At 61.1% G+C, this 20875-nt stretch carries 24 protein-coding genes; 12 read left to right on the forward strand and 12 right to left on the reverse strand.

Going from position 1 to position 20875, the window contains the following annotated elements; all coding sequences use genetic code 11:
• Window positions 1-49 precede the first annotated feature (49 nt).
• Window positions 50-1228: a M20 aminoacylase family protein gene (locus tag I5S59_RS18510; protein ID WP_197877904.1), complete on the reverse strand. Its 1179-nt coding sequence runs from the start codon at window positions 1226-1228 to the stop codon at window positions 50-52.
• Between the two features lie 133 nt (window positions 1229-1361).
• Here I5S59_RS18510 and I5S59_RS18515 point away from each other — a divergent pair, with 133 nt between their 5' ends.
• From I5S59_RS18515 to I5S59_RS18525, 3 genes are all read left to right on the forward strand, one after another.
• On the forward strand, window positions 1362-2315 hold the full coding sequence (locus I5S59_RS18515) for a LysR family transcriptional regulator (RefSeq protein ID WP_197877905.1): 954 nt from the start codon (window positions 1362-1364) through the stop codon (window positions 2313-2315).
• Window positions 2316-2432: 117 nt separating this feature from the next.
• Window positions 2433-3443, forward strand: a complete 1011-nt coding sequence (gene adhP, locus I5S59_RS18520) for an alcohol dehydrogenase AdhP (RefSeq protein ID WP_197877906.1) — start codon at window positions 2433-2435, stop codon at window positions 3441-3443.
• Between the two features lie 168 nt (window positions 3444-3611).
• Window positions 3612-3908: a hypothetical protein gene (locus I5S59_RS18525; RefSeq protein ID WP_197877907.1), complete on the forward strand. Its 297-nt coding sequence runs from the start codon at window positions 3612-3614 to the stop codon at window positions 3906-3908.
• A gap of 35 nt (window positions 3909-3943) precedes the next feature.
• On the opposite strand, the gene I5S59_RS18530 is transcribed toward I5S59_RS18525, so the two are convergent.
• On the reverse strand, window positions 3944-4204 hold the full coding sequence (locus I5S59_RS18530; RefSeq protein WP_197877908.1) for a DUF1652 domain-containing protein: 261 nt from the start codon (window positions 4202-4204) through the stop codon (window positions 3944-3946).
• Window positions 4205-4385: 181 nt separating this feature from the next.
• On the opposite strand from I5S59_RS18530, the gene I5S59_RS18535 reads away from it, so the two are divergent.
• The gene (locus I5S59_RS18535) at window positions 4386-4613 is read left to right on the forward strand and encodes a DUF6555 family protein (protein WP_197877909.1); all 228 of its coding nucleotides are present in this window, start codon (window positions 4386-4388) and stop codon (window positions 4611-4613) included.
• Here I5S59_RS18535 and I5S59_RS18540 read toward each other — a convergent pair.
• The 4 genes from I5S59_RS18540 to I5S59_RS18555 all read right to left on the reverse strand — a co-directional run bounded on the left by I5S59_RS18540 (window position 4610) and on the right by I5S59_RS18555 (window position 7975).
• Window positions 4610-5533: an AlkA N-terminal domain-containing protein gene (locus I5S59_RS18540; protein WP_197877910.1), complete on the reverse strand. Its 924-nt coding sequence runs from the start codon at window positions 5531-5533 to the stop codon at window positions 4610-4612. The genes I5S59_RS18535 and I5S59_RS18540 overlap by 4 nt on opposite strands.
• 97 nt (window positions 5534-5630) lie before the next feature.
• A complete protein-coding gene (gene ycaC, locus I5S59_RS18545; RefSeq protein ID WP_197877911.1) occupies window positions 5631-6257 on the reverse strand; it encodes an isochorismate family cysteine hydrolase YcaC in 627 nt (208 codons plus the stop codon).
• 54 nt (window positions 6258-6311) lie between these two features.
• Entirely contained in the window at window positions 6312-6998 is a 687-nt protein-coding gene (locus tag I5S59_RS18550; RefSeq protein ID WP_197877912.1) for a hydrolase, read from the reverse strand.
• A gap of 86 nt (window positions 6999-7084) precedes the next feature.
• Window positions 7085-7975 (reverse strand): pirin family protein, encoded by an 891-nt coding sequence (locus I5S59_RS18555; protein ID WP_197877913.1) that lies wholly within the window; start codon window positions 7973-7975, stop codon window positions 7085-7087.
• A 99-nt stretch (window positions 7976-8074) separates the two neighbouring features.
• Between I5S59_RS18555 and I5S59_RS18560 the strand changes: the two genes are divergently transcribed.
• Window positions 8075-8980 carry a LysR family transcriptional regulator gene (locus tag I5S59_RS18560; protein ID WP_197877914.1) on the forward strand — a complete coding sequence of 302 codons (906 nt, stop codon included), beginning with the start codon at window positions 8075-8077 and terminating at the stop codon, window positions 8978-8980.
• Between the two features lie 4 nt (window positions 8981-8984).
• Here the strand turns inward: I5S59_RS18560 and I5S59_RS18565 are convergent, their stop codons facing one another.
• The 4 genes from I5S59_RS18565 to I5S59_RS18580 form a co-directional block, all read right to left on the reverse strand.
• A complete protein-coding gene (locus I5S59_RS18565; protein ID WP_197877915.1) occupies window positions 8985-9857 on the reverse strand; it encodes an alpha/beta fold hydrolase in 873 nt (290 codons plus the stop codon).
• A gap of 16 nt (window positions 9858-9873) precedes the next feature.
• Window positions 9874-10503 (reverse strand): LysE family translocator, encoded by a 630-nt coding sequence (locus I5S59_RS18570; protein ID WP_197877916.1) that lies wholly within the window; start codon window positions 10501-10503, stop codon window positions 9874-9876.
• 99 nt (window positions 10504-10602) lie between these two features.
• Window positions 10603-11193, reverse strand: coding sequence for a 2-hydroxychromene-2-carboxylate isomerase (locus tag I5S59_RS18575; protein WP_197877917.1), 591 nt, complete (start codon window positions 11191-11193; stop codon window positions 10603-10605).
• Window positions 11194-11228: 35 nt separating this feature from the next.
• Window positions 11229-11960 carry an SDR family oxidoreductase gene (locus I5S59_RS18580; protein WP_197877918.1) on the reverse strand — a complete coding sequence of 244 codons (732 nt, stop codon included), beginning with the start codon at window positions 11958-11960 and terminating at the stop codon, window positions 11229-11231.
• Window positions 11961-12050: 90 nt separating this feature from the next.
• On the opposite strand from I5S59_RS18580, the gene I5S59_RS18585 reads away from it, so the two are divergent.
• From I5S59_RS18585 to I5S59_RS18600, 4 genes are all read left to right on the forward strand, one after another.
• Entirely contained in the window at window positions 12051-12605 is a 555-nt protein-coding gene (locus I5S59_RS18585; protein ID WP_197877919.1) for a TetR/AcrR family transcriptional regulator, read from the forward strand.
• On the forward strand, window positions 12592-13188 hold the full coding sequence (locus I5S59_RS18590; protein ID WP_197877920.1) for a DUF4157 domain-containing protein: 597 nt from the start codon (window positions 12592-12594) through the stop codon (window positions 13186-13188). Before I5S59_RS18585 ends, I5S59_RS18590 begins: the two co-directional genes overlap by 14 nt.
• A gap of 94 nt (window positions 13189-13282) precedes the next feature.
• Window positions 13283-14332: a class I SAM-dependent methyltransferase gene (locus I5S59_RS18595; protein ID WP_197877921.1), complete on the forward strand. Its 1050-nt coding sequence runs from the start codon at window positions 13283-13285 to the stop codon at window positions 14330-14332.
• Window positions 14333-14486: 154 nt separating this feature from the next.
• The gene (locus I5S59_RS18600; protein WP_197877922.1) at window positions 14487-15542 is read left to right on the forward strand and encodes a tetratricopeptide repeat protein; all 1056 of its coding nucleotides are present in this window, start codon (window positions 14487-14489) and stop codon (window positions 15540-15542) included.
• Window positions 15543-15602: 60 nt separating this feature from the next.
• Here I5S59_RS18600 and I5S59_RS18605 read toward each other — a convergent pair whose 3' ends face one another.
• Window positions 15603-16061 (reverse strand): nucleoside deaminase, encoded by a 459-nt coding sequence (locus tag I5S59_RS18605; protein WP_232239846.1) that lies wholly within the window; start codon window positions 16059-16061, stop codon window positions 15603-15605.
• 153 nt (window positions 16062-16214) lie between these two features.
• On the opposite strand from I5S59_RS18605, the gene I5S59_RS18610 reads away from it, so the two are divergent.
• The gene (locus I5S59_RS18610; RefSeq protein WP_197877923.1) at window positions 16215-16916 is read left to right on the forward strand and encodes a type 1 glutamine amidotransferase domain-containing protein; all 702 of its coding nucleotides are present in this window, start codon (window positions 16215-16217) and stop codon (window positions 16914-16916) included.
• Window positions 16917-17023: 107 nt separating this feature from the next.
• Window positions 17024-17827, forward strand: coding sequence for a CSS-motif domain-containing protein (locus I5S59_RS18615; RefSeq protein WP_197877924.1), 804 nt, complete (start codon window positions 17024-17026; stop codon window positions 17825-17827).
• A 62-nt stretch (window positions 17828-17889) separates the two neighbouring features.
• Here the strand turns inward: I5S59_RS18615 and hppD are convergent, their stop codons facing one another.
• The gene (gene hppD / locus I5S59_RS18620; RefSeq protein WP_197877925.1) at window positions 17890-18966 is read right to left on the reverse strand and encodes a 4-hydroxyphenylpyruvate dioxygenase; all 1077 of its coding nucleotides are present in this window, start codon (window positions 18964-18966) and stop codon (window positions 17890-17892) included.
• Between the two features lie 305 nt (window positions 18967-19271).
• On the opposite strand from hppD, the gene I5S59_RS18625 reads away from it, so the two are divergent.
• On the forward strand, window positions 19272-20831 hold the full coding sequence (locus I5S59_RS18625) for an EAL domain-containing protein (protein ID WP_197877926.1): 1560 nt from the start codon (window positions 19272-19274) through the stop codon (window positions 20829-20831).
• Window positions 20832-20875 lie beyond the last annotated feature (44 nt).

The following is a 20875-nucleotide window of genomic DNA, read 5'->3' on the forward strand; positions in this document are numbered from 1 at the left end:
CTCCTCTGGCCCGCTGCACTCACAGCAGCGGGCAGGCAGGCGGCGAGATTCAGGCCAGAAAGGTTTCGACCAGACGTACCCAGTAAGTAGCACCCAGCGCCAGGCAGTCGTCATTGAAGTCGTAACCGGGGTTGTGCACCATGCAGCCCCCTTCCCCATCGCCATTGCCGATCAGCAAATAGCTGCCAGGGCAATGCTGGAGCATGACGGCGAAATCTTCGCTGCCGGTCAGTGGCGCGGTCTCGCTGATCACCCCTTCGCTACCCAGCCAGTCGAGGGCCACCTGGCGTGCGAACGCTGTCGGTTGCTCATGATTGACCAGCGGCGGGAAGCGCTGCGCTTCATCGACCAGCACCTGCACCGTGGCACCGAAGCTGGCAGCCTGCGCCTGGGCCAGTGCGGTGATGCGTTCGATCAACTGGTCGCGCACCGCCAGCGTAAGGGCGCGTACGCTCAGTTGCAGTTCCGCGTGTTCAGGAATGACGTTGGCGGCAATACCGGCATGGAACGCACCGACCGAAACGACGGCGCAGTCGAGCGGGTCGATATTGCGCGCTACCACGCTCTGCAAAGCCATGACGATGGCAGCGCCGACCAGCACCGGGTCGATGGCCTTGTGCGGCATGGCGCCATGGCCACCGACGCCGTGGATGCGGATCGTCACGGTGTCGGTCGAGGCCATGAAAGGGCCGCTGCGAAAGCCGAACTTGCCGACCGGCAGCCCCGGCATATTGTGCATTGCGAACACCGCGTCACACGGGAAGCGCTCAAACAGGCCGTCCTCCAGCATGCGCCGGGCACCGCCATCACCCTCCTCGGCCGGCTGGAAAATCAGCGTCAGCGTTCCCTCGAACGCTGGGTGCTGTGCCAGGTACTTTGCGGCGGTCAGGAGCATGGCGCTATGCCCGTCATGGCCGCACGCATGCATCTTGCCCTCGTGCTTGCTGGCGTAAGGCAGGCCGGTCTGCTCGGTAATCGGCAATGCGTCCATGTCGGCACGCAGGCCAATCACCTTCTGGGCGCTGCCACGTTGCAATCGTCCGACTACACCGGTGCCACCGAGCCCGCGATGCACTTCATAGCCCCACTCCTGGAGCTTGGCGGCGATCAGGTCACTGGTGGCGAACTCTTCGAAGCTGAGTTCCGGGTGGGCATGCAAATGCTGGCGCAAAGCGATCATTTCATCTTCGATGGCCTGGATGCCGGGTAGCACGGACGGGTGTGTCATGGCGTTTCCTGTTGTTGTTTTTCCCAGAGCTGGGCATGCTGGGGAAATCATAGGGTGACGTTCCGTGGCCTCGGAAGTCCGCAAAACGGTTGGGCTGACAACCAAAGGTTTACGCTCAACAGCAAGGGAAACGATGAAGCTGCATCAACTCCAGGCACTGGTGGCCATTGCCGATTGCGGCAGTATCCGGGCTGCCGCGCGCAAACTTGACGTCTCACAGACCGCCATCTCGAAGGCGCTGCGTGAGCTTGAAACGCACCTGCAACTGCCACTGCTGGTGCGCAACGCCAGCGGCGTGGGGCTGACGGTGTACGGACGCTCACTGCTGCTGCATGCCAGGCAGATGCTCGGGCAGCTCGAACAGGCGCAACTGGAACTGACCCACCTCAAGGGCCATATCGAAGGCCACTTGCGCTTTGCCATCTCGCCATGGATGGGCATGGCGTTGTTGCCGGAAGTCGTGCAGCTGTTTCGCCAACGCATGCCGAAAGTGCGACTGGAGATCTTCGAAGGCTTGATGGCCGTCACCTTGCCGCGCCTGCGCGAAGGCACCATGGACTTCGCCATCGGGCTGGTCTCTGCCCTGCTGCCACGCCCGGAATTTGCCTGTGATCCGCTGCTGTCCTACCAGATGGCGGTGATCGCCCGCAGTGATCACCCGAAACGCGGCAGCCGCTCCATCCATGAGCTGCTGGACCAGGACTGGGTGGTCAATTATCCGGACACCGGCCACGAAGACTTCATGACCGAACTGTTCTGGCAACACAGCGCACAGATCCCGGTCGAACAGGTACAGCGCGCCCAGTCGTTGCAGTTGATGCTGTCGCTGATGGAGCAGACCGACATGCTCGGCTATTGCCCCGAGCCCATGCTCACGGTGCCGATCTACCGCGAACGGGTTGCCCGGCTGGACCTGGCGGAAAAATTCGCTACCGACACCATCGGTATCGTCACACCGCGCAATACCCAGCTCGGCACGGCAGCGCAGTGCTTCGTCGACTGCCTGCTCCAGGTCATCCGCCGTCGCGCCCGCTCGTCTAAAACGGACGACAGGCAGTTGTTCGACACGCTCAGGCTGCTGATCTGAGCCGGCCGCCCTCACTTAAGTAACTGCACCTTGTCCCCCGTCACTGTCTTGTGAGGTGAATTGGCTATGCTGACCCTGCGATAAATCAAGCGCACTCAGAGAGACAAGGAGGCATTTATGAAAGCGGCTGTTGTTGCAAAAGGACAACGCGTGGACGTGGTCGAGAAAACCCTGCGGCCCCTCAAGCACGGCGAAGCGCTCCTGAAGATGCAGTGCTGCGGGGTCTGCCACACCGACCTGCACGTCAAAAACGGCGATTTCGGCGACAAGACCGGGGTAATTCTCGGCCATGAGGGTATCGGCGTCGTCCAGGAAGTAGGCCCCGGTGTCACGTCGCTCAAACCCGGCGACCGTGCCAGTGTGGCGTGGTTCTATCAAGGCTGCGGGCATTGCGAGTACTGCACCAGCGGCAACGAAACGCTGTGCCGCGACGTGAAGAACTCCGGCTACACGGTGGACGGTGGCATGGCCGAGGCATGCATCGTGATGGCCGACTACTCGGTGAAAGTGCCGGACGGACTCGATTCTGCCGCCGCCAGCAGCGTAACCTGCGCAGGCGTCACGACCTACAAGGCGGTGAAGATCTCCAACGTCCGCCCCGGGCAGTGGATTGCGATCTACGGCCTCGGTGGCCTCGGCAACCTGGCCCTGCAATACGCCAAGAACGTCTTCAATGCCCGGGTGATCGCCGTCGATGTCAACGACGAGCAGCTGCGCTTTGCCAGCGAAATGGGCGCCGACCTGGTGGTCAACTCACGTACCGAGGATGCTGCGAAAATCATCCAGGAGAAAACCGGTGGTGCCCACGCCGCGGTGGTCACCGCAGTCGCCAAGGCAGCGTTCGACTCGGCAGTCGACGCGCTGCGCGCAGGCGGGCGTCTGGTCGCGGTCGGGCTGCCGTCTGAAGCCATGAACCTGAACATTCCCCGGCTGGTGCTCGACGGCATCGAGGTGGTCGGCTCGTTGGTGGGCACCCGCCAGGACCTGCAGGAGGCGTTCGAGTTTGCTGCCCAAGGCAAAGTCGTACCCAAAGTGACCCTGCGTCCGATCGAAGACATCAACGAGATCTTCGACGAAATGCTGGAAGGGAAAATCAAAGGCCGCATGGTGATCGATTTTGGTGGCTAAACGCTGAAGTCTGCGCCTCGGCACAGGTCCACGGGCCGGTGCCGAGGCATTAGCGCACGGTGAGCAGCGACACGACGGCTGGTGCCTGACAATCAGCGCCCGGCGTTCTTTACTTGCACACAACAGCGCTGTGCAAGCCTGCACGCCAGCGACAGGATCAAACCTGAAATGATCGGTTTATCAGCACGTCCACGCCCGCCCATCACCCTTTCATTGCTGCTCGCCTTTGGCCTTGCACTGACAGCGGGGTGTTCGAACAAAGCCTCGAAAGCACGCTATGCCTATGCAAATGCTGGCTCCAGCTGCTACGCCAAGGCGCTGCCCACCGCAGGCGAAGGAGGATTGGCCTGGGGCTCGACGATGCACATGGCGCGCACCAAGTCGATGAACAATTGCATACGCTATGCCGGTCGCTCCGGTGGTACGCCCAATACCTGCAAAGTGGTGCTGGCCGAGTGCAAGTAATCGATCGTCTGGCAAGACGATAGCGGGCCGCCCCCTCAGACCACTTCACGCCCCCTGAGTACATCCGGGTCAAGCGCCAGGCGTTGCTGTTCATGGATATGTCCAACCAGCGTGAAGACGTCGTGACAACTGGTCACACTGTCCAGGCGTACTTCTGTCACAAACAGATTACCGCCGTGCCCCAGACGAATGGTCAGCCACTCGCCGTCATCACAGGAAGCTTCGCAGTGCTCCGGCGCGAACGCCTGCTCGATAAGTTGCCGCAGTTCAAGTGTGGAAACGCCAATCAATGACATGGTGTAACCCTCATGTCGCATGGGCCCAGACTCTCAATTACCACTCAACGCCCACAGATGCCAATTGATAAAGCGATGGCACTGGTCGAAATCCGATTGAATTTTTCCACCGCCGCCGGACTCATTACCTTCAGTAGCCGTATTTTCCTGTTCACTGCCCGGAAAGGATCGTCACTGGCCCATGAACAACGCAAAACTCTACGTGATTGACTATCTGCTGCACGGTACCGCCAAGTCTTTCATCATTCGTGCAGAGCACATGGATAACGCCCAGGCCTGGCATTGGGCCAGTTGCGATGCCGGTGTCGGCAGGATCGGCCGCTTTGGCCTGGAGAAGGTCAAGCTGGTCAGTAAACCGATGGCCGAGCGCTACGGGATTACCGAAGTGCACTGGCGCCAGTCCGGCTAAGGTGCGCTCAACGAAGCCCACAGATGCTGGGCCGCATAGGCGCGCCACGGCTGCCAGGCCAGTGCACGTTCGGCCAGTTTTACGCCGCCGGGTTCAAGCTGGCGCAAGGCCTTGATCAGCGCCACATCGCCGAGCGGAAACGCATCGGCATCCGCCCGTTGACGCAGCGCCAGGTACTGGGCACTCCAGGGGCCGATACCCGGCAACTGGCACAACCGCTTGACCCAGGTATGCAGGTCGGTATCGCCATGCAACAGCCTGGGTTCATCAAGTATGGCCCGGGCCATGACCGACAATGTCGCCGCGCGGGCGCGGGGCATGCCCAGGCTGCTCAGGTCGCTCGCGGCAATCACCTCCGGCTGAGGGAACACGTGGGTAAGACGCTCATCAGTGGACAGCCCCGGCGCCAGTGGCACGCCATGGCGAGCGACCATCCGCCCGGCAAGCGTCATGGCGCCGGCCACACTGATCTGCTGGCCGAGTACAGTACGCATCGACTGCTCGAACGCCGCCCAGCCACCGGGCACGCGCAAGCCAGGCCGGGCTGTTATCAACCCGGCCATCAATGGGTCACGACCTAAATCCCGCTCGATGCGTTGCGGTTCGGCATCCAGGTCGAACACCCGCCGCAGGCGAGCAACCAACCCGGGCAACACACGGGGCGGCAGCCCGTACAGAGTGACCGCCAATTGATCGGCGGCTACGGGGCGACAGTGAACAATGCCATGATGACCGCCAAGCAACACGGTGCGCCGGTACTCGCCGGCCTCCACGGTTTCAATGGCGGCAATGCTGCGCGCCTGCAAAAAGCCCAACATGGAAGGCCAGTGATAAGGCGCCCGGTAGCGCAGCCAGACGGTCAGCGTCGGTGCGCTGCGCAGTGTGCGGCGGTAGCCTTGCAGGGAACTGAATGCTTTCATTCACCTAGATTACCTTGCCGCGCACCTTGGAATCCTGGGTATAAGCAAAAACCCCCGCCCGGCCACCCGTTCGCCCGGCGGGGGTTCATCCACCGCGTTACTTGCCGTTGGTCAGAGTGTTGTAGCTGGTCATCAGGTTGCGGTAGTCCGGGATGTGATTGGAGAACAGCGTACCCAGGCCTTCGATGTCGTTGCGCCAGTCACGGTGCAGTTCGCAGGCCAGGCCGAACCAGGTCATCAGCTGGGCACCGGCTTGCGACATGCGGTTCCATGCCGAGTCGCGGGTTAGCTCGTTGAAGGTGCCCGAGGCGTCGGTCACCACGAACACTTCAAAGCCCTCCTCCAGTGCCGACAGCGCCGGGAACGCTACGCATACTTCTGTCACCACACCGGCAATGATCAGTTGCTTCTTGCCGGTCGCCTTGACGGCTTTGACGAAGTCTTCGTTGTCCCAGGCGTTGATCTGGCCCGGACGCGCAATGTAAGGCGCCTCGGGGAACTGCGCCTTCAATTCCGGCACGAGCGGGCCGTTGGGGCCGGTTTCAAAGCTGGTGGTCAGGATGGTCGGCAACTTGAAGTACTTGGCCAGGTCGCCGACCGCCAGCACGTTGTTCTTGAACCTGTCCGGGTCGATGTCACGCACCAGCGACAGCAGACCGGTCTGGTGGTCTACCAGCAGCACTGCCGCATTGTTCTTGTCCAGACGTACATAGGGCTTGCTCATGGTCTTACTCCTTGCATTGATGAGCCGGTATGTAAATACACCGGCCATGAGGGGTCAGCGTTGTGAGTCCAGCACTTCGTTGTCACGGGCCACTTGTTGCGCCTTGGCATAACTTTCGATCAGCAGTTGGTAATGCGGAAACACATGGCTGTAGGCCTCAGCCCACTGGAGGGCGTCTTCGCGGTTCCAGGTGCGCTGTACTTCCGAGCACACCGCAGCGGTGTCCATCGGTACCACACCCGCCTGCACTACACGGGCCAGGGTGATTTCCTGGGCCATCTTCGAATAGGTACCGCTGGCATCGATCACCGCAAATACTTTATAGCCTGCATTTACCGCACTGATGCTCGGGAAGGCCATGCAGACGCTGGTAATGGTGCCGGCGATGATCAGGGTTTTGCGTCCGGTCTCCTCTACTGCGGCGACGAACTCTGGATTATCCCAGGCGTTGATTTCACCTTTGCGTGCGACGTATCGAGCATGGGGCGCCGCTTCATGGATTTCCGGAATCAGCGGGCCGTTGGGGCCTTGCGGCACTGACGCAGTGGTGATGACCGGAATCTTCGCCAGGCTGGCAATCTTGGCCAGGGTGATGGCGTTGGCCCGCAACTCCGTCATGGGCATGTCCTTGACCGTCTGGAACAAGCCACTCTGATGGTCGATCAGCAGCATCGCGGCATCGTCGGGATCGATGCGCGGCACCTGACCGTTGAAATTCGCGGTATTGGCAAATGTGCTCATGCTAGGTACTCCTTGCTATCGGGTTGCCAGCAATGCTGGCAACCGGGAACGAAGGCCCCCGCCGGGCAACCTTCGGGTTAATCAGACTAGCCGTCGTGGCGAGCACCTTGCGGCCCGCTCATCTGGCCGAAGCGGCCGGCACGAAAATCGTCAAAGGCCTCGGCGATTTCCGCTTCGCTGTTCATCACGAAGGGGCCATAACCGACGATCGGTTCATCCAGCGGTTCGCCGCCCAGGAACAGCACGGCTGCGTCGCTTTGCGCTTCAAGCAGCAGCTCGTCACCGGCACGGTCGAACAGCACCAGTTGCGCAGGCCCGACCTGACGCTCGCCATTGACCAGCAGCGAGCCGCGCAACACCACCAGCGCGGTACTGCGACCCGCCGCGCCGGGCAGGGTCAACGACGCGCCGGCTTTGAGCTGCAGGTCCCAGACATCCATGGACGAAAAGGTTCTGGCCGGCCCCTGGTGCCCGCGATACTCACCGGCGATAACCCGCAGGCTGGCGCGGCCACCGTCCAGGGACACTACCGGGATGTCGTTGCTGAGCAGCGTCTGGTAGCCGGCTGGCGCGGACTTGTCTTTGGCCGGCAGGTTGACCCACAGCTGGACCATCTCCAGGGTGCCACCCTTGGCGGCGAAGGCCGGAGAGTGGAACTCCTCGTGCACGATGCCGCCCGCTGCGGTCATCCATTGCACGTCGCCCGGGCCAATCAGACCGCCGGCACCGGTGGAGTCCCGGTGCTCGAGCTCACCCTGGTAGACGATGGTCACCGTCTCGAAACCGCGATGCGGGTGCTGGCCGACACCGCGACGGGCCGTGGTCGGGGTGAAATCGTGCGGACCGGCATAGTCCAGCAACAGGAACGGGCTGATGTGCTGGGCCAGGTTGTCGTAGGTGAACAGGCTGCGCACCGGGAAGCCATCACCGACCCAGTGGGGGGTGGGGCTGCTGTAGACGCCTTGGATTTTTTTCATGAGATGTCTCCTCTCGTGGATGGCTATAACCATACGAGCGCAACGACACCGGCGGTAGATCCGGTAAACTGCCTTCAGTGTTCTATTTGAGGAACAATAATGGAAGACCTTAACGACCTTTACTATTTTGCCCAGGTGGTCGAGCACGGCGGTTTTGCCCCGGCCGGTCGCGCACTGGACATGCCTAAATCCAAGCTCAGCCGACGCATCGCGGCGCTCGAAGAGCGCCTTGGGGTGCGTCTGATTCAGCGTTCGACCCGGCACTTCTCAGTGACGGAGATCGGCCAGGCCTACTACCGCCATTGCGTCGCCATGCTGGTGGAAGCCGAGGGTGCTGCCGAGCTGATCGAACGCAACCGCGCCGAGCCACAAGGCATCGTGCGTCTGAGCTGCCCTACGGCGCTGCTGGATTTCTGGGTCGGGGCCATGTTGACCCGTTTCATGGTGCAATGCCCCCTGGTGCAATTGCACATCGAAAGCACCAATCGCCAGGTCGACCTGATTCAGGAAGGCATCGACATTGCGCTACGCGTGCGGGTACCACCACTGGAAAGCAGCGAATTGGTGATGAAAGTATTGGCGCGCAGCACCCAGTGCCTGGTGGCGGCGCCGACGTTGCTCGAGCGCTTGCCCGAGCGCCCGGTACCCACAGACGTCACCACCCTGCCGAGCCTGCATTGGGGCAATCCGCAACGCGACTACCACTGGCACCTGTCAGGCCCCGACGGTGCCCGTGCCAGCCTGCGTCATACGCCGCGGCTGGTGACCGATGACCTGGTGGTACTGCGTCAGGCGGCAGTCGCCGGTGTGGGCGTGGTGCACCTGCCGCTGGTGGTGATCCGTGAAGCCATGGACAACGGGCAACTGGTACCCGCCGCGCCGAACTGGGCGCCGGAATGCGGTGTGGTACACGCCGTATTCGCATCGCGACGTGGCTTGTTGCCGTCTGTGCGCAGCCTGCTGGATTTTCTTGCGGCAGAATTTGAGGCCAGTGACATCGCCTGACGGGCTATTTCAACAGAAAGCCTTCGACCCGCTCACTGCAGGCGGCGGGATCTTCCTGCATGAAGCAATGCCCACCGGGTACCTGGGTTGCTTCGACATGAGGGTTGTCTTGCGCCCAGCGTTGCACCGATTGCGGCACGAAGGGGTAAGTGTGCTCGCCATAGAGCACCAGCGTCGGCGTCTGTACCTGGGTCAATGACGCCCACATGCGCTTTGGAAAGGAACTGAAGATTTCCACCTCGCGGCTGGGCCGGCACTTGAGTACCACCCCTTCGCCATAATCACCGATGGCGTGCTCGATGTAGGACTGCAGCGCGGTCTCGCTCCAGCCCTTGAAGATGCCCCGGCCTTCCAGCGAGGCGCGTGCAGCCGTACGGTCCGGCCAATGGCTGCGCCGCGTGGCGGCCTTGCGGGCCAGGGCGTGGCGGCGGTGCAGGCCGACCAGTGCAGCCGCCCCCATCAGGCCGATCATCGAACGGCTGAACAGCACCGGATCCAGCAGCACCGCACGCTGGAACAACTGCGGCCTGCTCGCCAGCATCAGCGCGGTCAGTACCCCGCCAAAACTGTGGCCGAGGGCGAAGCGCGGTACGTCGGCGTATTCACCGCGACCGGCCTCGAACGCTTCGATAGCCAGTTCCACCGTCCGGTTCCAGCCTTGGAACGGGCCGCCGTGGTCACTGTCACCATGGCCCTGCACATCACATAGCCAGAGGTCGAAATGCTCGGCCAGGCGCGCCAGCATTGGCTGGTACACCAGGCTGCAAAAGCCGTTGCCGTGGAGGAAATGCAGCAAGGGTTTGCCGCTGGCGGGCGAGCGCCAGCCGCGCAAGGTGAAGCCGGCACTCGTGTCATGGGACCAGGGAATCAACTGCATGTGCCAGCGCACTCATTCAGGAAAAGCTGGATTCTACAAAGAGCAGCGGGTAAAGGGATATCACCAGCAGCGCCGCCATCAACAGATTGAACAGCATCAGCCAGCGCGGGTTCTGCAGAACCGTCCTTAAGGCACTGCCGAACATGACCCAGATACACACGCTGGGCAGGTTGACCAACGCAAACACTGCGGCGATCACAATCACGTTGGTAACGTAGCCCTGTGCCGGCGTGTAGGTGGTGATGGCGCCTACCGCCATGACCCAGGCCTTGGGGTTGACCCACTGAAAGGCCGCCGCGCCCCAAAACCCCAAAGGTTTCCGGCTTTCAGCGCTATTGACGGACATCGGCCCGGACGTGGCTATTTTCCACGCCAGGTACAACAGGTATGCAGCGCCCACGTAACGCAGCAGCGTATAGATCGGCGGGAACGCCTTGAACACTTCACCCAGCCCGAACCCCACCGCCAGCACCATGACCATGAAGCCGACGCTGATGCCCAGGGCGTGGGGAATCGACCGGCGCACGCCAAAGTTCACCCCGGAGGCCAGCAACATGGTGTTGTTGGGCCCCGGAGTGATTGAAGAGACGAAGGCGAACAGTACGAACGCGGTTATCAGGTCGATTGAGCTGAGCATGGCAGACATTCCAAGGGGGATCAGGGCTCGAATGACACTAACGGAGTGCTGATCCACCTCCTCCATACAGTTACAGGAAATTTAACCGCTACACTTGTCTGTACTGACTCACTGCAATGCTTCTTCCACAAATTCCAGGCGGTCCTGACCAAAAAACATCTGCTCGCCAACAAAGAACGTCGGTGCACCGAAGGCACCGCGGCGTACCGCCTCTTCGGTGGCGTCCTTGAGTGCGGCCTTGACCTGGGGGTCGGCAGTCCAGGCTTGATACTGCTCCGGGTCGAACCCCGCTTCCTGCAGAACGGTGGCCAGTACCTGAGGATCGCCAAGGTTACGTTGCTGTACCCAAATCGCCGGGAACACAGCCTTCAGGTAAGTCTCGAAGCGCTCCGGGGCGAACAGCTGGACGGCCATCGTACCGCGCATCAACGTCAGGGTATTGATCGGAAACCCAGGTGGAAACGCCAGCGTCACGCCATAGCGGCCGGCATAGCGTTGAAAATCGGCAAACACATAGCGGGCTTTGGCCGGCACCATCGCCGGCGAGGCGTTGCCGGTAGCCTGGAACACCCCGCCCAACAACATCGGCCGGTATACCAGTTGCGCGTCATGGCGGGCACACAAGGCCGGCAACTGGGTCCAGGCCAGGTAACTGGCCGGGCTGCCCAGGTCAAAGAAGAATTCGACAGTCTTGCTCATTGCACAGCATCCTTTTTCTTGTTGTTGTGTAAGGCTTACCAGCGTTCCATCCAGGGGCGCAGGTCAAGCTCGAAGGTCCACGCATCCCGCGGCTGGGCATGCAGGAACCAGTAGCTGTCGGCGATATGGGCAGGATCGAGAATGCCATCCTGATCCTTGAGCGCATAGCGCTCGGGAAAGGTGTCGCGGATGAACGCAGTGTCGATGGCGCCATCGACCACCACATGGGCGACATGAATGTTACGCGGCCCCAGCTCGCGGGCCATGCTCTGCGCCAGTGCTCGGATGCCATGCTTGGCCCCGGCAAAGGCGGCAAAGCCTGCCGCGCCGCGCAAGCCGGCAGTAGCACCGGTAAACAGGATGGTGCCGCGCTCCCGGGTAACCATACGCCGGGCCACCGCCTGACTGGTCAAGAAGCCGGCGAAGCAGGCCATTTCCCAGATTTTGAAATACTTGCGCGCGGTCTCCTCAAGAATGCTGCAGGGCACATTGGCGCCGATGTTGAACACGAACGCTTCAATCGGGCCCAGGGTGCTTTCGATCTGCTCAACCAGCGCGGCCACCTCCTCCTCCTTGCGTGCATCGGACGCAAAGCCGTGCGCCTCGCCACCTGCCGCCCGAATCTCGTCTACCAGTGGCTGCAGTTTGTCAGCACTGCGCCGGGTCACACAGGCGATATAGCCTTCCCGGGCAAAGCGCTTGGCAATCGCACCACCGGTCGCATCCCCGGCCCCCACCACCAGCACCACTTTCTTGTTATGTGTCATGCATCGCTCCATTGGTAAACGATCATTTAGTTAACGAACGCTATGCTATGATCCTGACTTCGTCAAGCCAGCAATACGGAGCGAGTCGGCGTGCGCTACTCCACCACCCATAAGGAACAAACCCGGCAGAAATTGCTGGAAAGCAGTGGCGCCCTGGCCAAGCGTGGCGGCTTCAATGCCACCGGGGTGGCCGGATTGATGAAAGCCATCGGCCTGACCGGCGGCGCCTTCTACAACCACTTCCCCTCCAAGGACGACCTGTTCACCGAGGTCGTACGCCGCGAACTGAGCCACAGCCCCATCGCCCAGCAACCGATGACCCGGCAGCGCCTGGAGCGTTGCCTGGAGCAGTACTTGAGCCTGGCCCACGTGCACAACCCTGAAGGCGGTTGCGCCATCCCGGCCCTGGGCGCCGAGATCGCCCAAGGCCCACTGCCGGTACGCGAAGAGGCTGAACACTGGCTGCGCACCCTGCAGCAAACCTGGGCTGAGACCCTCGAAGACCCCGCACTGGCATGGGCACTGATCAGCCAGTGTGTGGGTGCATTGGTAATCGCCCGCATGCTGGCCAACGAAGACAGCCAGCAAGAAGTCCTCAGCGCCTCCCGTGCGTTTATCAACGAGGCTGTGCATGAGCATCGCTGAACGATTGCTGCTTGGCCTCGCCCTGCTCTACGCTCCCCAGGTTTTCGCCGCCTGTCCGGTTGGCCAATACGAAATCTGCCTGGGCAGTTGCATCTGCTCGCCCATCGACCCCGGCCAGGCCGGCACCGTCCTCGACGACCTCGGGCGCATGGCCAGCAGTTCACTGGCGGTGGCCCTGCAACAGGCCCGCGACACTGCAGCCATGGGCACGCTGCAACCGATCCCGCTACATATCCGTGCCCAGCTCGAGCCCTACTACGACTTTCAGGTCCTCGATGCCGCGCGCTACAAGGTAGGCGACGAGCAAGCCCTGGACAGCGCCAACGCCGTGCTGCAAAACCCCGACGTCAATGCCGTGACTCTGATCGACATCATTGTTTTTCGCCATGCCGAGGATGCCGAGGAGAATGTCGCGCTCTGGGCCCACGAACTGCACCATGTGCAGCAGTACCAGCAATGGGGTGTCGAGGAGTTTGCCCGGCGGTACTCGCGCGACTTCGATGCCGTCGAAGCACCGGCCTACGAGATCCAGTCAAAAGTCAGCAAGGCCTTGCGTGAACGGTCTTCCGGCCAGTCACGCTGAACTAGACTTATAGATTGCCCCACGAGAAATGGCCGAGGTCGTCACTGCCAGTGACGGCCCCGTTGACGTTGGACTTCTTGCAGGAGAACACGCAATGGACGAAGCCAAGATGAATGACTTCATGGGAAAACTGGTCAACGACATGGGTGCCGCCGCCCTGTTGGCGAACCTTATCCTCGGCGATGAACTGGGCCTGTACCGGGCCATGGCCGACAGCCAGTTCATCACCCCCGACGCGCTGGCAGAAAAGACCGGCTGCAACGCCCGGCTGCTACGCGAATGGCTCAGTGCCCAGGCCGCATCGGGCTATATGGAACACCAGAACGGCCGCTTCCGCCTGCCCGAAGAACAGGCCCTTGCCCTGGCCATTGAAGACTCACCGGTGTATGTCGCCGGCGGCGCCTCGGTGATTGCTGCGCTGTATCACGACAAAGACAAACTGGTCGCGGCCATGCGCGGCAACGGCGCACTGCCCTGGGGTGATCATCACCCCTGCATGTTCAGCGGAACCGAGCGGTTCTTCCGCCCCGGCTACCGCGCTCATCTGGTCGCCGAATGGCTGCCGACCCTGACCGGGGTGGTCGACAAATTGCAGGCAGGCGCCAAGGTTGCCGATGTCGGCTGTGGACACGGTGCATCAACAGTGATCATGGCCCAGGCCTTCCCGGCATCGACGTTCTACGGTTTCGACTACCACGCCCCCTCGATTACGGTATCGAGTCAACGCGCTGTTGAAGGCGGGGTGGCCGAGCGCACGCAGTTCATCCAGGCCAGCGCCAAAGACTTTCCGCACAGCGACTTTGACCTGATCTGCTATTTCGATTGCCTGCATGACATGGGCGATCCGGTCGGCGCTGCCCGCCATGCGTTCGATGCACTCAAGGCCGATGGTTCGGTGCTGCTGGTCGAACCCTTTGCCCATGACAGCCTGGATGAAAACAGCACGCCGGTGGGCCGCCTGTTCTACGCCGCCTCGACCTTTATCTGCACGCCCAATTCCCTTTCCCAGGAAGTCGGCCTGGGATTAGGCGCGCAAGCGGGGGAAGCGCGACTGCGCGCCGTGTTCGAGCAGGCCGGGTTCAAACACTTTCGCCGGGCAACCGAGACGCCCTTTAACCTGATACTCGAGGCGCGCAAACAGTAATATCCATTGCGGGGTCAAAAAATGTCGACCTGAACAGCGCTGATCGCGGGACAATTCGCGTTGTCCCGCGACCGGCGGCGCTCCCGGCGTTGACGCCAGCCCCTCGCTCACCCAAGCTGACGGCTCTGCCCGTTGCATGTCCCCGGATTCACCCATGTCCAAATCGCGCCAATACACCCTTGTCAGCCTGGCCTTGCTCGTCATCCTGGGGCTTGGGGGGTATTTTTTGCGCGACAACACACCGCCACCCACCCCAGCGCTCACGCTCTCCTACGCCAAGGCCCTGGCCATGGCGCACAACGGCCAGCCGGGTGCGGCCAGGGTGCTCTATCAACAACTGGCACGTACTGATCTGTCTGCGATACGCCGCGCCGGCCTGTATGCCGAACTGCCGAACTACCCCTCACCGCTGGCGTTGAAGCTGGCCAGCCAGGATTTGCAGCATGCCGACCCTCTGGTACGCCGCGCTGCAATCGCGAGCATTCAGGCGATGCTGCCCGGTGCCCAGCGCAGCCTGGTGCTTGGCCCTTTGCTCGATGATGAAGATCCGCAAGTACGCTTTGCCGTGGTCGATGCCTTGCTGGGCTTGGGCCCGGACGATATCGGCCTGTATTACGGCCCCTTGCAGCACGTGCTGGAGCAGTATCAGCATGTTCTCGTACAACAGACCGACGACCCGGCAGCCCAGTTGCACCTGGCCCGGCTTTATCTGCACGAGAACAATTTCAAGGACGCGGCCGCGGCCCTGGAGCAAACCCTGAAGCTGGACCCGGACAACCTGCAGGCGCTGGCCGTGAAGGTCGAGCTGCTGGAGCGCCAGGATCAGACCGACGCGTCGCGTCAGGTGCTGGCCAATGCCCTGCAGCTGCAACCCGATTCGGCTTTTTTGCAATATGAACTGGGCCGCTGGTTGCTGCGCCATGACCAGGAGGAGTATGCATTGCTGGCTTTCGCCCGCGCCCTGGAACTTGAGCCGGACAACGCCGAGTACAGCTATACCCTGGCTACCAGCCTGCATCAACTCGACCAGATCGAACCGGCGCAGAAGCAACTCGAAGCACTGGTTGACCGTGAGCCGGCCAACCGCAAGGCCCGGGTGTTGTTGATCGAGTACTGGAAGGAAACCGGGCAGATGCAGAATGTCCAGGTCCTGCTGGCGCAGCTAGAACAGCTCAACCCCGACGACCCGCTGGTGCAACAGGGTCTCTAGCACAGTACCTGCGCCCGGGTTGCCGCCATGAACCGCATGTGCCCCATCTACAGGTCGGGCCTAGACCCCGATGTCTTCGTTCCAGAGCTCGGGGCGGGCTTTGATAAATGAGTCCATCATGCTGATGCAGTCAGCGTTGTGCAGCACTTGCAGCGATACGCCGCGAGACTGAAGCAGCGCTTCTTCACCGAGAAATGTCTGGTTTTCGCCAACAATCACCCGTTTGATCCCGTACAACAGGATTGCCCCACTGCACATGGCGCAAGGAGACAAGGTGGTGTAAAGCGTCGATTCGGCATAGACCGACGCCTTCTGGCGCCCGGCATTTTCCAGTGCATCCATCTCACCGTGCAAGATGGGGCTGCCCGACTGCACGCGCCGGTTGTGTCCGCGACCGATGATTTTCCCCTGATGCACCAACACCGAGCCGATGGGAATGCCCCCTTCTTCCTGCCCCAGGCGCGCTTCGTCAATGGCCGCCTGCATGAATTCATCCGTTGCTACTGTCGTGCTGCTCATCGGCCAGTCAACTCCTGTGTCACGCTTTGGGATCCAGCAAGGCTAGCATAGCGCCAGCAAAGGATGGCATCTAACCGAAGCACTACTATGCTGTAGGGGTTTTCCTTGGCGATCCGGGCGGGCCGGGTCCGTTCCAGTGAAGGGAGCCTGGTGATGAGCAAGAAGATACTGGTGGTTTTGACCAATACGGCAAAGTACCCCACGCTCAAGCGCGCCACCGGCCTTTGGCTTGGTGAGGCCGTGCATTTCGTCGAAAAAGTCCAAACGGCAGGTTATACCGTCGACTACCTCAGCCCGGCCGGCGGCTATGTGCCTATCGACCCTCATAGCCTGAGCATGGCCCAGGACATTGACTGGCAGTGGTACAACGACAAGGCCTTCATGAACCGCCTGGGTAAAACCCTGAGCCCTGGCCAGGCCAAAGCCCAGGACTATGTGGCGATCTATTATGCCGGTGGTCACGGCGTGATTTGGGACTTCCCGGATAACCCCGGCTTGCAGGATCTTGCGCGTAAAATCTTCGAGGCTGGCGGTGTGGTTGCCTCGGTTTGCCACGGCGCCGTCGGGCTGCTCAACATCAAACTCAGTGACAACACGCTGCTGGTGAAAGACCGGGAGGTGACTGGCTTTTCCAACATCGAGGAACAACTGGCCGAGTTGGACAAAGTGGTGCCTTACCTGACCGAGAACGAGTTGACGGCCCGTGGCGGGGTGTACCGCAAGGCCGAGGACCCGTGGAAAGAATTTGCCATCAGCGACCAGAAAGAGGGCCGTTTGATCACGGGGCAAAATCCCGCCTCAGGCGGCAAAGTCGCAGAACTGGTAATCAAGGCATTGGCTGCCAGTACGTCTTGATCCCGAGCTCAAGTTGAAGGGTACTACGGTAACCCGCACCGACGCCTACAGGCGTCTCAGACCTACTTCTCTATGCTGAACCTCCGTTCAGCATAGAGACCCCCACCATGCTTCCGTACTACCACGCCGGGCGTAGCCTGATCGAGTTCACGGTTACCCTCCTGATCGGCCTGGCCCCGGTCGTTTGCGGCCTGCTGGTCCTGTCATTTCAGGTCGATCGCAAGCAGGAAGAAACGATCGCAGTCACCTCTCGCGAAGCGGTCTACAGCATCGACAGGGTTATCCAGTCTTTGCATGAGACCACCAGCCGCGCACTCTGGCTGGCCGGCAGGCCCTGCGAAGACGTGTTGCCCGAGCTGCGCCATGAAGTGATCAAGCAACCCAATGTGCGCAGTCTGGCACTTGAGCAAAAGGAGAGCATTTTTTGTAGCACCCTGTATGGAGTCACTGACATCGCATTTGGCCAGGGCGACTATGTCAACGGGCGACTGCGTGTCGACCCTGGCAGCCCGGCGACCCCGGGGTCTGCCATCTTGCTCTATCGCTTGCAATCCGCACCTCATGGGGCCGTTGCCGTAGCGAATCTCAAGGTGTTGCACGATGAATTGCTCGGGTTCCAGAACGCCGTGGTGCTGACGCTGCAATTCGGCGAGCGGTATGTTTGGGCGACCGGGCATGGGGACTGGACGCAACTGCCCAACCAGAAAGAAAACACCGTGAAGATCGACTCCGACCGCTTTGGCTACACCGTTCATGCCGGATACCCTGCCGGCGAGTCCTGGAGTGCAATCCGCCAGGCCATGCATCAGACTCTACCGTCACTGCTGCTGGTAGGCATCATGACCTCTGCTGCCGCGTACTGGGGGCTGTTCAGGCGGGGACGCAATCGCGCAGCACCTGACCGGCACTGACCGCCTAACGAAAAAGGCCATTGAGCGGAAACTCAATGGCCTTTTCATTTACCGCGAACGGGTTATTCGACGCTCAGTACACCGCGACGTACCTGATCACGCTCGATGGACTCAAACAACGCCTTGAAGTTGCCCTCGCCGAAGCCATCATCGCCCTTGCGCTGGATGAACTCGAAGAACACCGGCCCCATCAAGGTCTCGGAGAAGATCTGCAGCAACAGACGCTTGTCGTCTGGCTGCGAAGAGCCGTCGAGCAGGATACCGCGCGCCTGCAGCTCACCCACTGGCTCGCCGTGACCTGGCAGCCGGCCTTCAAGCATTTCGTAGTAAGTGTCTGGCGGTGCGGTCATGAAGCGCATGCCCATTTTCTTGAGCGCGTCCCAGCTCTGGAGCAAGTCGTCACACAGGAAGGCAACATGCTGAATGCCTTCGCCGTTGAACTGCATCAGGAACTCTTCGATCTGCCCGGCGCCCTTGGACGACTCTTCGTTCAACGGGATGCGGATCATGCCGTCGGGTGCGGTCATGGCCTTGGAAGTCAGGCCGGTGTATTCGCCTTTGATGTCGAAGTAGCGGATTTCACGGAAGTTGAACAGCTTCTCGTAGAACGCCGCCCAATACGCCATGCGCCCGCGGTACACGTTGTGGGTCAGGTGGTCGATGACCTTCAGGCCCGCACCAACCGGATGACGGTCGACGCCTTCGATAAAGTTGAAGTCGATGTCGTAGATCGAGCTGCCTTCCTCGAAGCGGTCGATCAGGTACAGCGGCGCACCGCCAATGCCCTTGATCGCCGGCAAGCGCAGCTCCATCGGGCCGGTTTCGATTTCTACCGGTTGCGCCCCCAGCTCCAGGGCACGCGCATAGGCTTCATGGGCATTGCGTACACGGAACGCCATGCCACACACCGATGGCCCATGTTCGGCGGCAAAGTACGAGGCAATGCTCTTCGGCTCATTGTTCAGGATCAGGTTGATGCCGCCCTGGCGGTACAGGTGCACATCTTTCGAACGGTGGGTAGCCACCTTGGTGAAGCCCATGATCTGGAAGATCGGCTCCAGGGTGCCAGGGGTTGGCGAAGCGAATTCGATGAATTCGAAGCCCATCAGGCCCATCGGGTTTTCAAAAATGTCGGCCATGCTCATTACCTCATCATCAAAGCGCTAAAAACGGAAACTGCTTGCTATCGATGGCGAGCGAATGGCGGCGCGCAGGAAATGCCCCTCACACTGCGTGCGAGGAAGTCTCCGTATATCAGCTTGAACCCATGACACTTCATATGGACCCATTCCCGGCGGGTTGATTCCACAGTGGCGTGGAACCTTATTATTGTATGCGTAAGGCGATTCTACAGTGCGTAATCCAATTTGTCGCACCTTTAGTGCAAGCACAAATCCGACGTACGGCTATTCTCTGCTCAGCCGCTCTTTTCAGGTTAGTCCTCATGCCCTTTTCGGTAAAACACCGTCCGCTGCACCGCTGGCGCTCGATCCTGCCCTGGCTGGTGGGCGCCCTGCCCATCGCCTGCGGCCTGCTGGTCATGCACCTGCAAGCGACCCGCGAGCTGCAGAGCCGTAGCGAGGCCGGCGCACAGCGGGTGGCGAGCCAGATAGAGCGCATCCTCGACAACGCCTCGCGCGCTGCCAGAGTACTGCTCCCGCTTGCCGGGCAACCCTGCGAGGACGAAAAACTTGCCCTGCGTGAACAGGTCACCCGCCGCGCGTTTGTGCGGTCGACCAACCTTGAATACCGCGGCGAGCTGTACTGCAGTTCGCTGTTCGGCCCCTACAGTGAACCGGTGAATGGTCATGACTATTTCAAGGGCGTGCTGTGGTTGATGGATGGCAACTCGGTGACCCCCGGGCATCCTTTGCTGGTCTACCGGATCACCGAGGGTGACCGTGGCGCCATCAGTACCGTGGATGGCGACCATCTGATCGACGCGTTGCACCTGCTCGATGAAGATGATCACCTGTCGTTGCAAGTAGGGCCGCACTGGATGTCACAGGATGGCAAAGTCCGCACAGGGACGCCGCCGCCGGCGGAGCTGGCCGCCACCAGCGTCACGTCGAGCTATTACCCTTTCACCATTCAAGGCGGATACGCGCAAGGCAAAGTGGGCAAGTTGATGCGCAGCGAGTATCCGGCGCTGTTCGCCCTGATGGTGGTGCTGGGCGCCATGGCCGCCGTCACCTGCTACTGGCAACTGCGCCGGGCCAGCTCGCCGCGGGTCGAATTGCAGCGTGCCCTCGAGGCCGACGAATTCATCCCCTACTTCCAGCCGGTGGTTCGCAAGGATGACTACCGCTGGAAAGGTGTGGAAGTCCTGATGCGCTGGCAACACCCCCGCGAAGGACTGGTCAGCCCCGACCTGTTCATTCCCTACGCCGAACACAGCGGCCAGATCGTGCCGATGACCCGCCAACTGATCGCCCGTAGCGCCGAAGTGCTGGCACCTCACGCCGACCTCATGGACGATGATTTTCACATTGCCTTCAACATCACCGCCGATCATTGCCAGGATATGGCCTTGCTCGACGATTGCCGTACATTCCTTGCCGCGTTTCCCGAAGGGCGCGTATTACTGACTCTGGAGCTGACTGAACGCAAGCTCATTAACGCTACCGAAGCCACCCATGCGCTGTTTGCCGGCCTGCATGAACTGGGCGTGATGATTGCCCTGGACGACTTTGGTACAGGGCAATCGAGCCTGGCGTACCTGCGCCAGTTCCAGGTCGACTACCTCAAGATCGACCAGAGCTTTGTCTCGATGATCGGCGGCGACGCGCTATCGCTGCACATCCTTGACAGCATTATCGAGCTGTCGAGCAAGCTGGGCCTGGGGATTGTTGCCGAGGGCGTGGAAAACGAAGCGCAACGTGACTACCTGAACCGCCACAACGTCGATTTCCAGCAAGGTTATCTGTTTGCCCGACCGATGTCGGCCGAGGCATTCATCCAGGCCCTGAAAGCGCAATGCCTGGTACAGGTGGCCAACCACTGACAGCCGGGTTCTGGCTCATCGGTAGCTGTGCACCCTACTTTTTT

Source organism: Pseudomonas alkylphenolica (genome assembly GCF_016009175.1).
GTDB lineage: Bacteria > Pseudomonadota > Gammaproteobacteria > Pseudomonadales > Pseudomonadaceae > Aquipseudomonas > Aquipseudomonas alkylphenolica_B.

Bases quoted from the DNA above. Each gene is read 5' to 3' on its own strand.
- I5S59_RS18510 (WP_197877904.1), bottom strand. From the start codon at position 1,228: ATGACACACCCGTCCGTGCTACCCGGCATCCAGGCCATCGAAGATGAA.
- I5S59_RS18515 (WP_197877905.1), top strand. From the start codon at position 1,362: ATGAAGCTGCATCAACTCCAGGCACTGGTGGCCATTGCCGATTGCGGC.
- adhP (WP_197877906.1), top strand. From the start codon at position 2,433: ATGAAAGCGGCTGTTGTTGCAAAAGGACAACGCGTGGACGTGGTCGAG.
- I5S59_RS18525 (WP_197877907.1), top strand. From the start codon at position 3,612: ATGATCGGTTTATCAGCACGTCCACGCCCGCCCATCACCCTTTCATTG.
- I5S59_RS18530 (WP_197877908.1), bottom strand. From the start codon at position 4,204: ATGTCATTGATTGGCGTTTCCACACTTGAACTGCGGCAACTTATCGAG.
- I5S59_RS18535 (WP_197877909.1), top strand. From the start codon at position 4,386: ATGAACAACGCAAAACTCTACGTGATTGACTATCTGCTGCACGGTACC.
- I5S59_RS18540 (WP_197877910.1), bottom strand. From the start codon at position 5,533: ATGAAAGCATTCAGTTCCCTGCAAGGCTACCGCCGCACACTGCGCAGC.
- ycaC (WP_197877911.1), bottom strand. From the start codon at position 6,257: ATGAGCAAGCCCTATGTACGTCTGGACAAGAACAATGCGGCAGTGCTG.
- I5S59_RS18550 (WP_197877912.1), bottom strand. From the start codon at position 6,998: ATGAGCACATTTGCCAATACCGCGAATTTCAACGGTCAGGTGCCGCGC.
- I5S59_RS18555 (WP_197877913.1), bottom strand. From the start codon at position 7,975: ATGAAAAAAATCCAAGGCGTCTACAGCAGCCCCACCCCCCACTGGGTC.
- I5S59_RS18560 (WP_197877914.1), top strand. From the start codon at position 8,075: ATGGAAGACCTTAACGACCTTTACTATTTTGCCCAGGTGGTCGAGCAC.
- I5S59_RS18565 (WP_197877915.1), bottom strand. From the start codon at position 9,857: ATGCAGTTGATTCCCTGGTCCCATGACACGAGTGCCGGCTTCACCTTG.
- I5S59_RS18570 (WP_197877916.1), bottom strand. From the start codon at position 10,503: ATGTCTGCCATGCTCAGCTCAATCGACCTGATAACCGCGTTCGTACTG.
- I5S59_RS18575 (WP_197877917.1), bottom strand. From the start codon at position 11,193: ATGAGCAAGACTGTCGAATTCTTCTTTGACCTGGGCAGCCCGGCCAGT.
- I5S59_RS18580 (WP_197877918.1), bottom strand. From the start codon at position 11,960: ATGACACATAACAAGAAAGTGGTGCTGGTGGTGGGGGCCGGGGATGCG.
- I5S59_RS18590 (WP_197877920.1), top strand. From the start codon at position 12,592: ATGAGCATCGCTGAACGATTGCTGCTTGGCCTCGCCCTGCTCTACGCT.
- I5S59_RS18595 (WP_197877921.1), top strand. From the start codon at position 13,283: ATGGACGAAGCCAAGATGAATGACTTCATGGGAAAACTGGTCAACGAC.
- I5S59_RS18600 (WP_197877922.1), top strand. From the start codon at position 14,487: ATGTCCAAATCGCGCCAATACACCCTTGTCAGCCTGGCCTTGCTCGTC.
- I5S59_RS18605 (WP_232239846.1), bottom strand. From the start codon at position 16,061: ATGAGCAGCACGACAGTAGCAACGGATGAATTCATGCAGGCGGCCATT.
- I5S59_RS18610 (WP_197877923.1), top strand. From the start codon at position 16,215: ATGAGCAAGAAGATACTGGTGGTTTTGACCAATACGGCAAAGTACCCC.
- I5S59_RS18615 (WP_197877924.1), top strand. From the start codon at position 17,024: ATGCTTCCGTACTACCACGCCGGGCGTAGCCTGATCGAGTTCACGGTT.
- hppD (WP_197877925.1), bottom strand. From the start codon at position 18,966: ATGGCCGACATTTTTGAAAACCCGATGGGCCTGATGGGCTTCGAATTC.
- I5S59_RS18625 (WP_197877926.1), top strand. From the start codon at position 19,272: ATGCCCTTTTCGGTAAAACACCGTCCGCTGCACCGCTGGCGCTCGATC.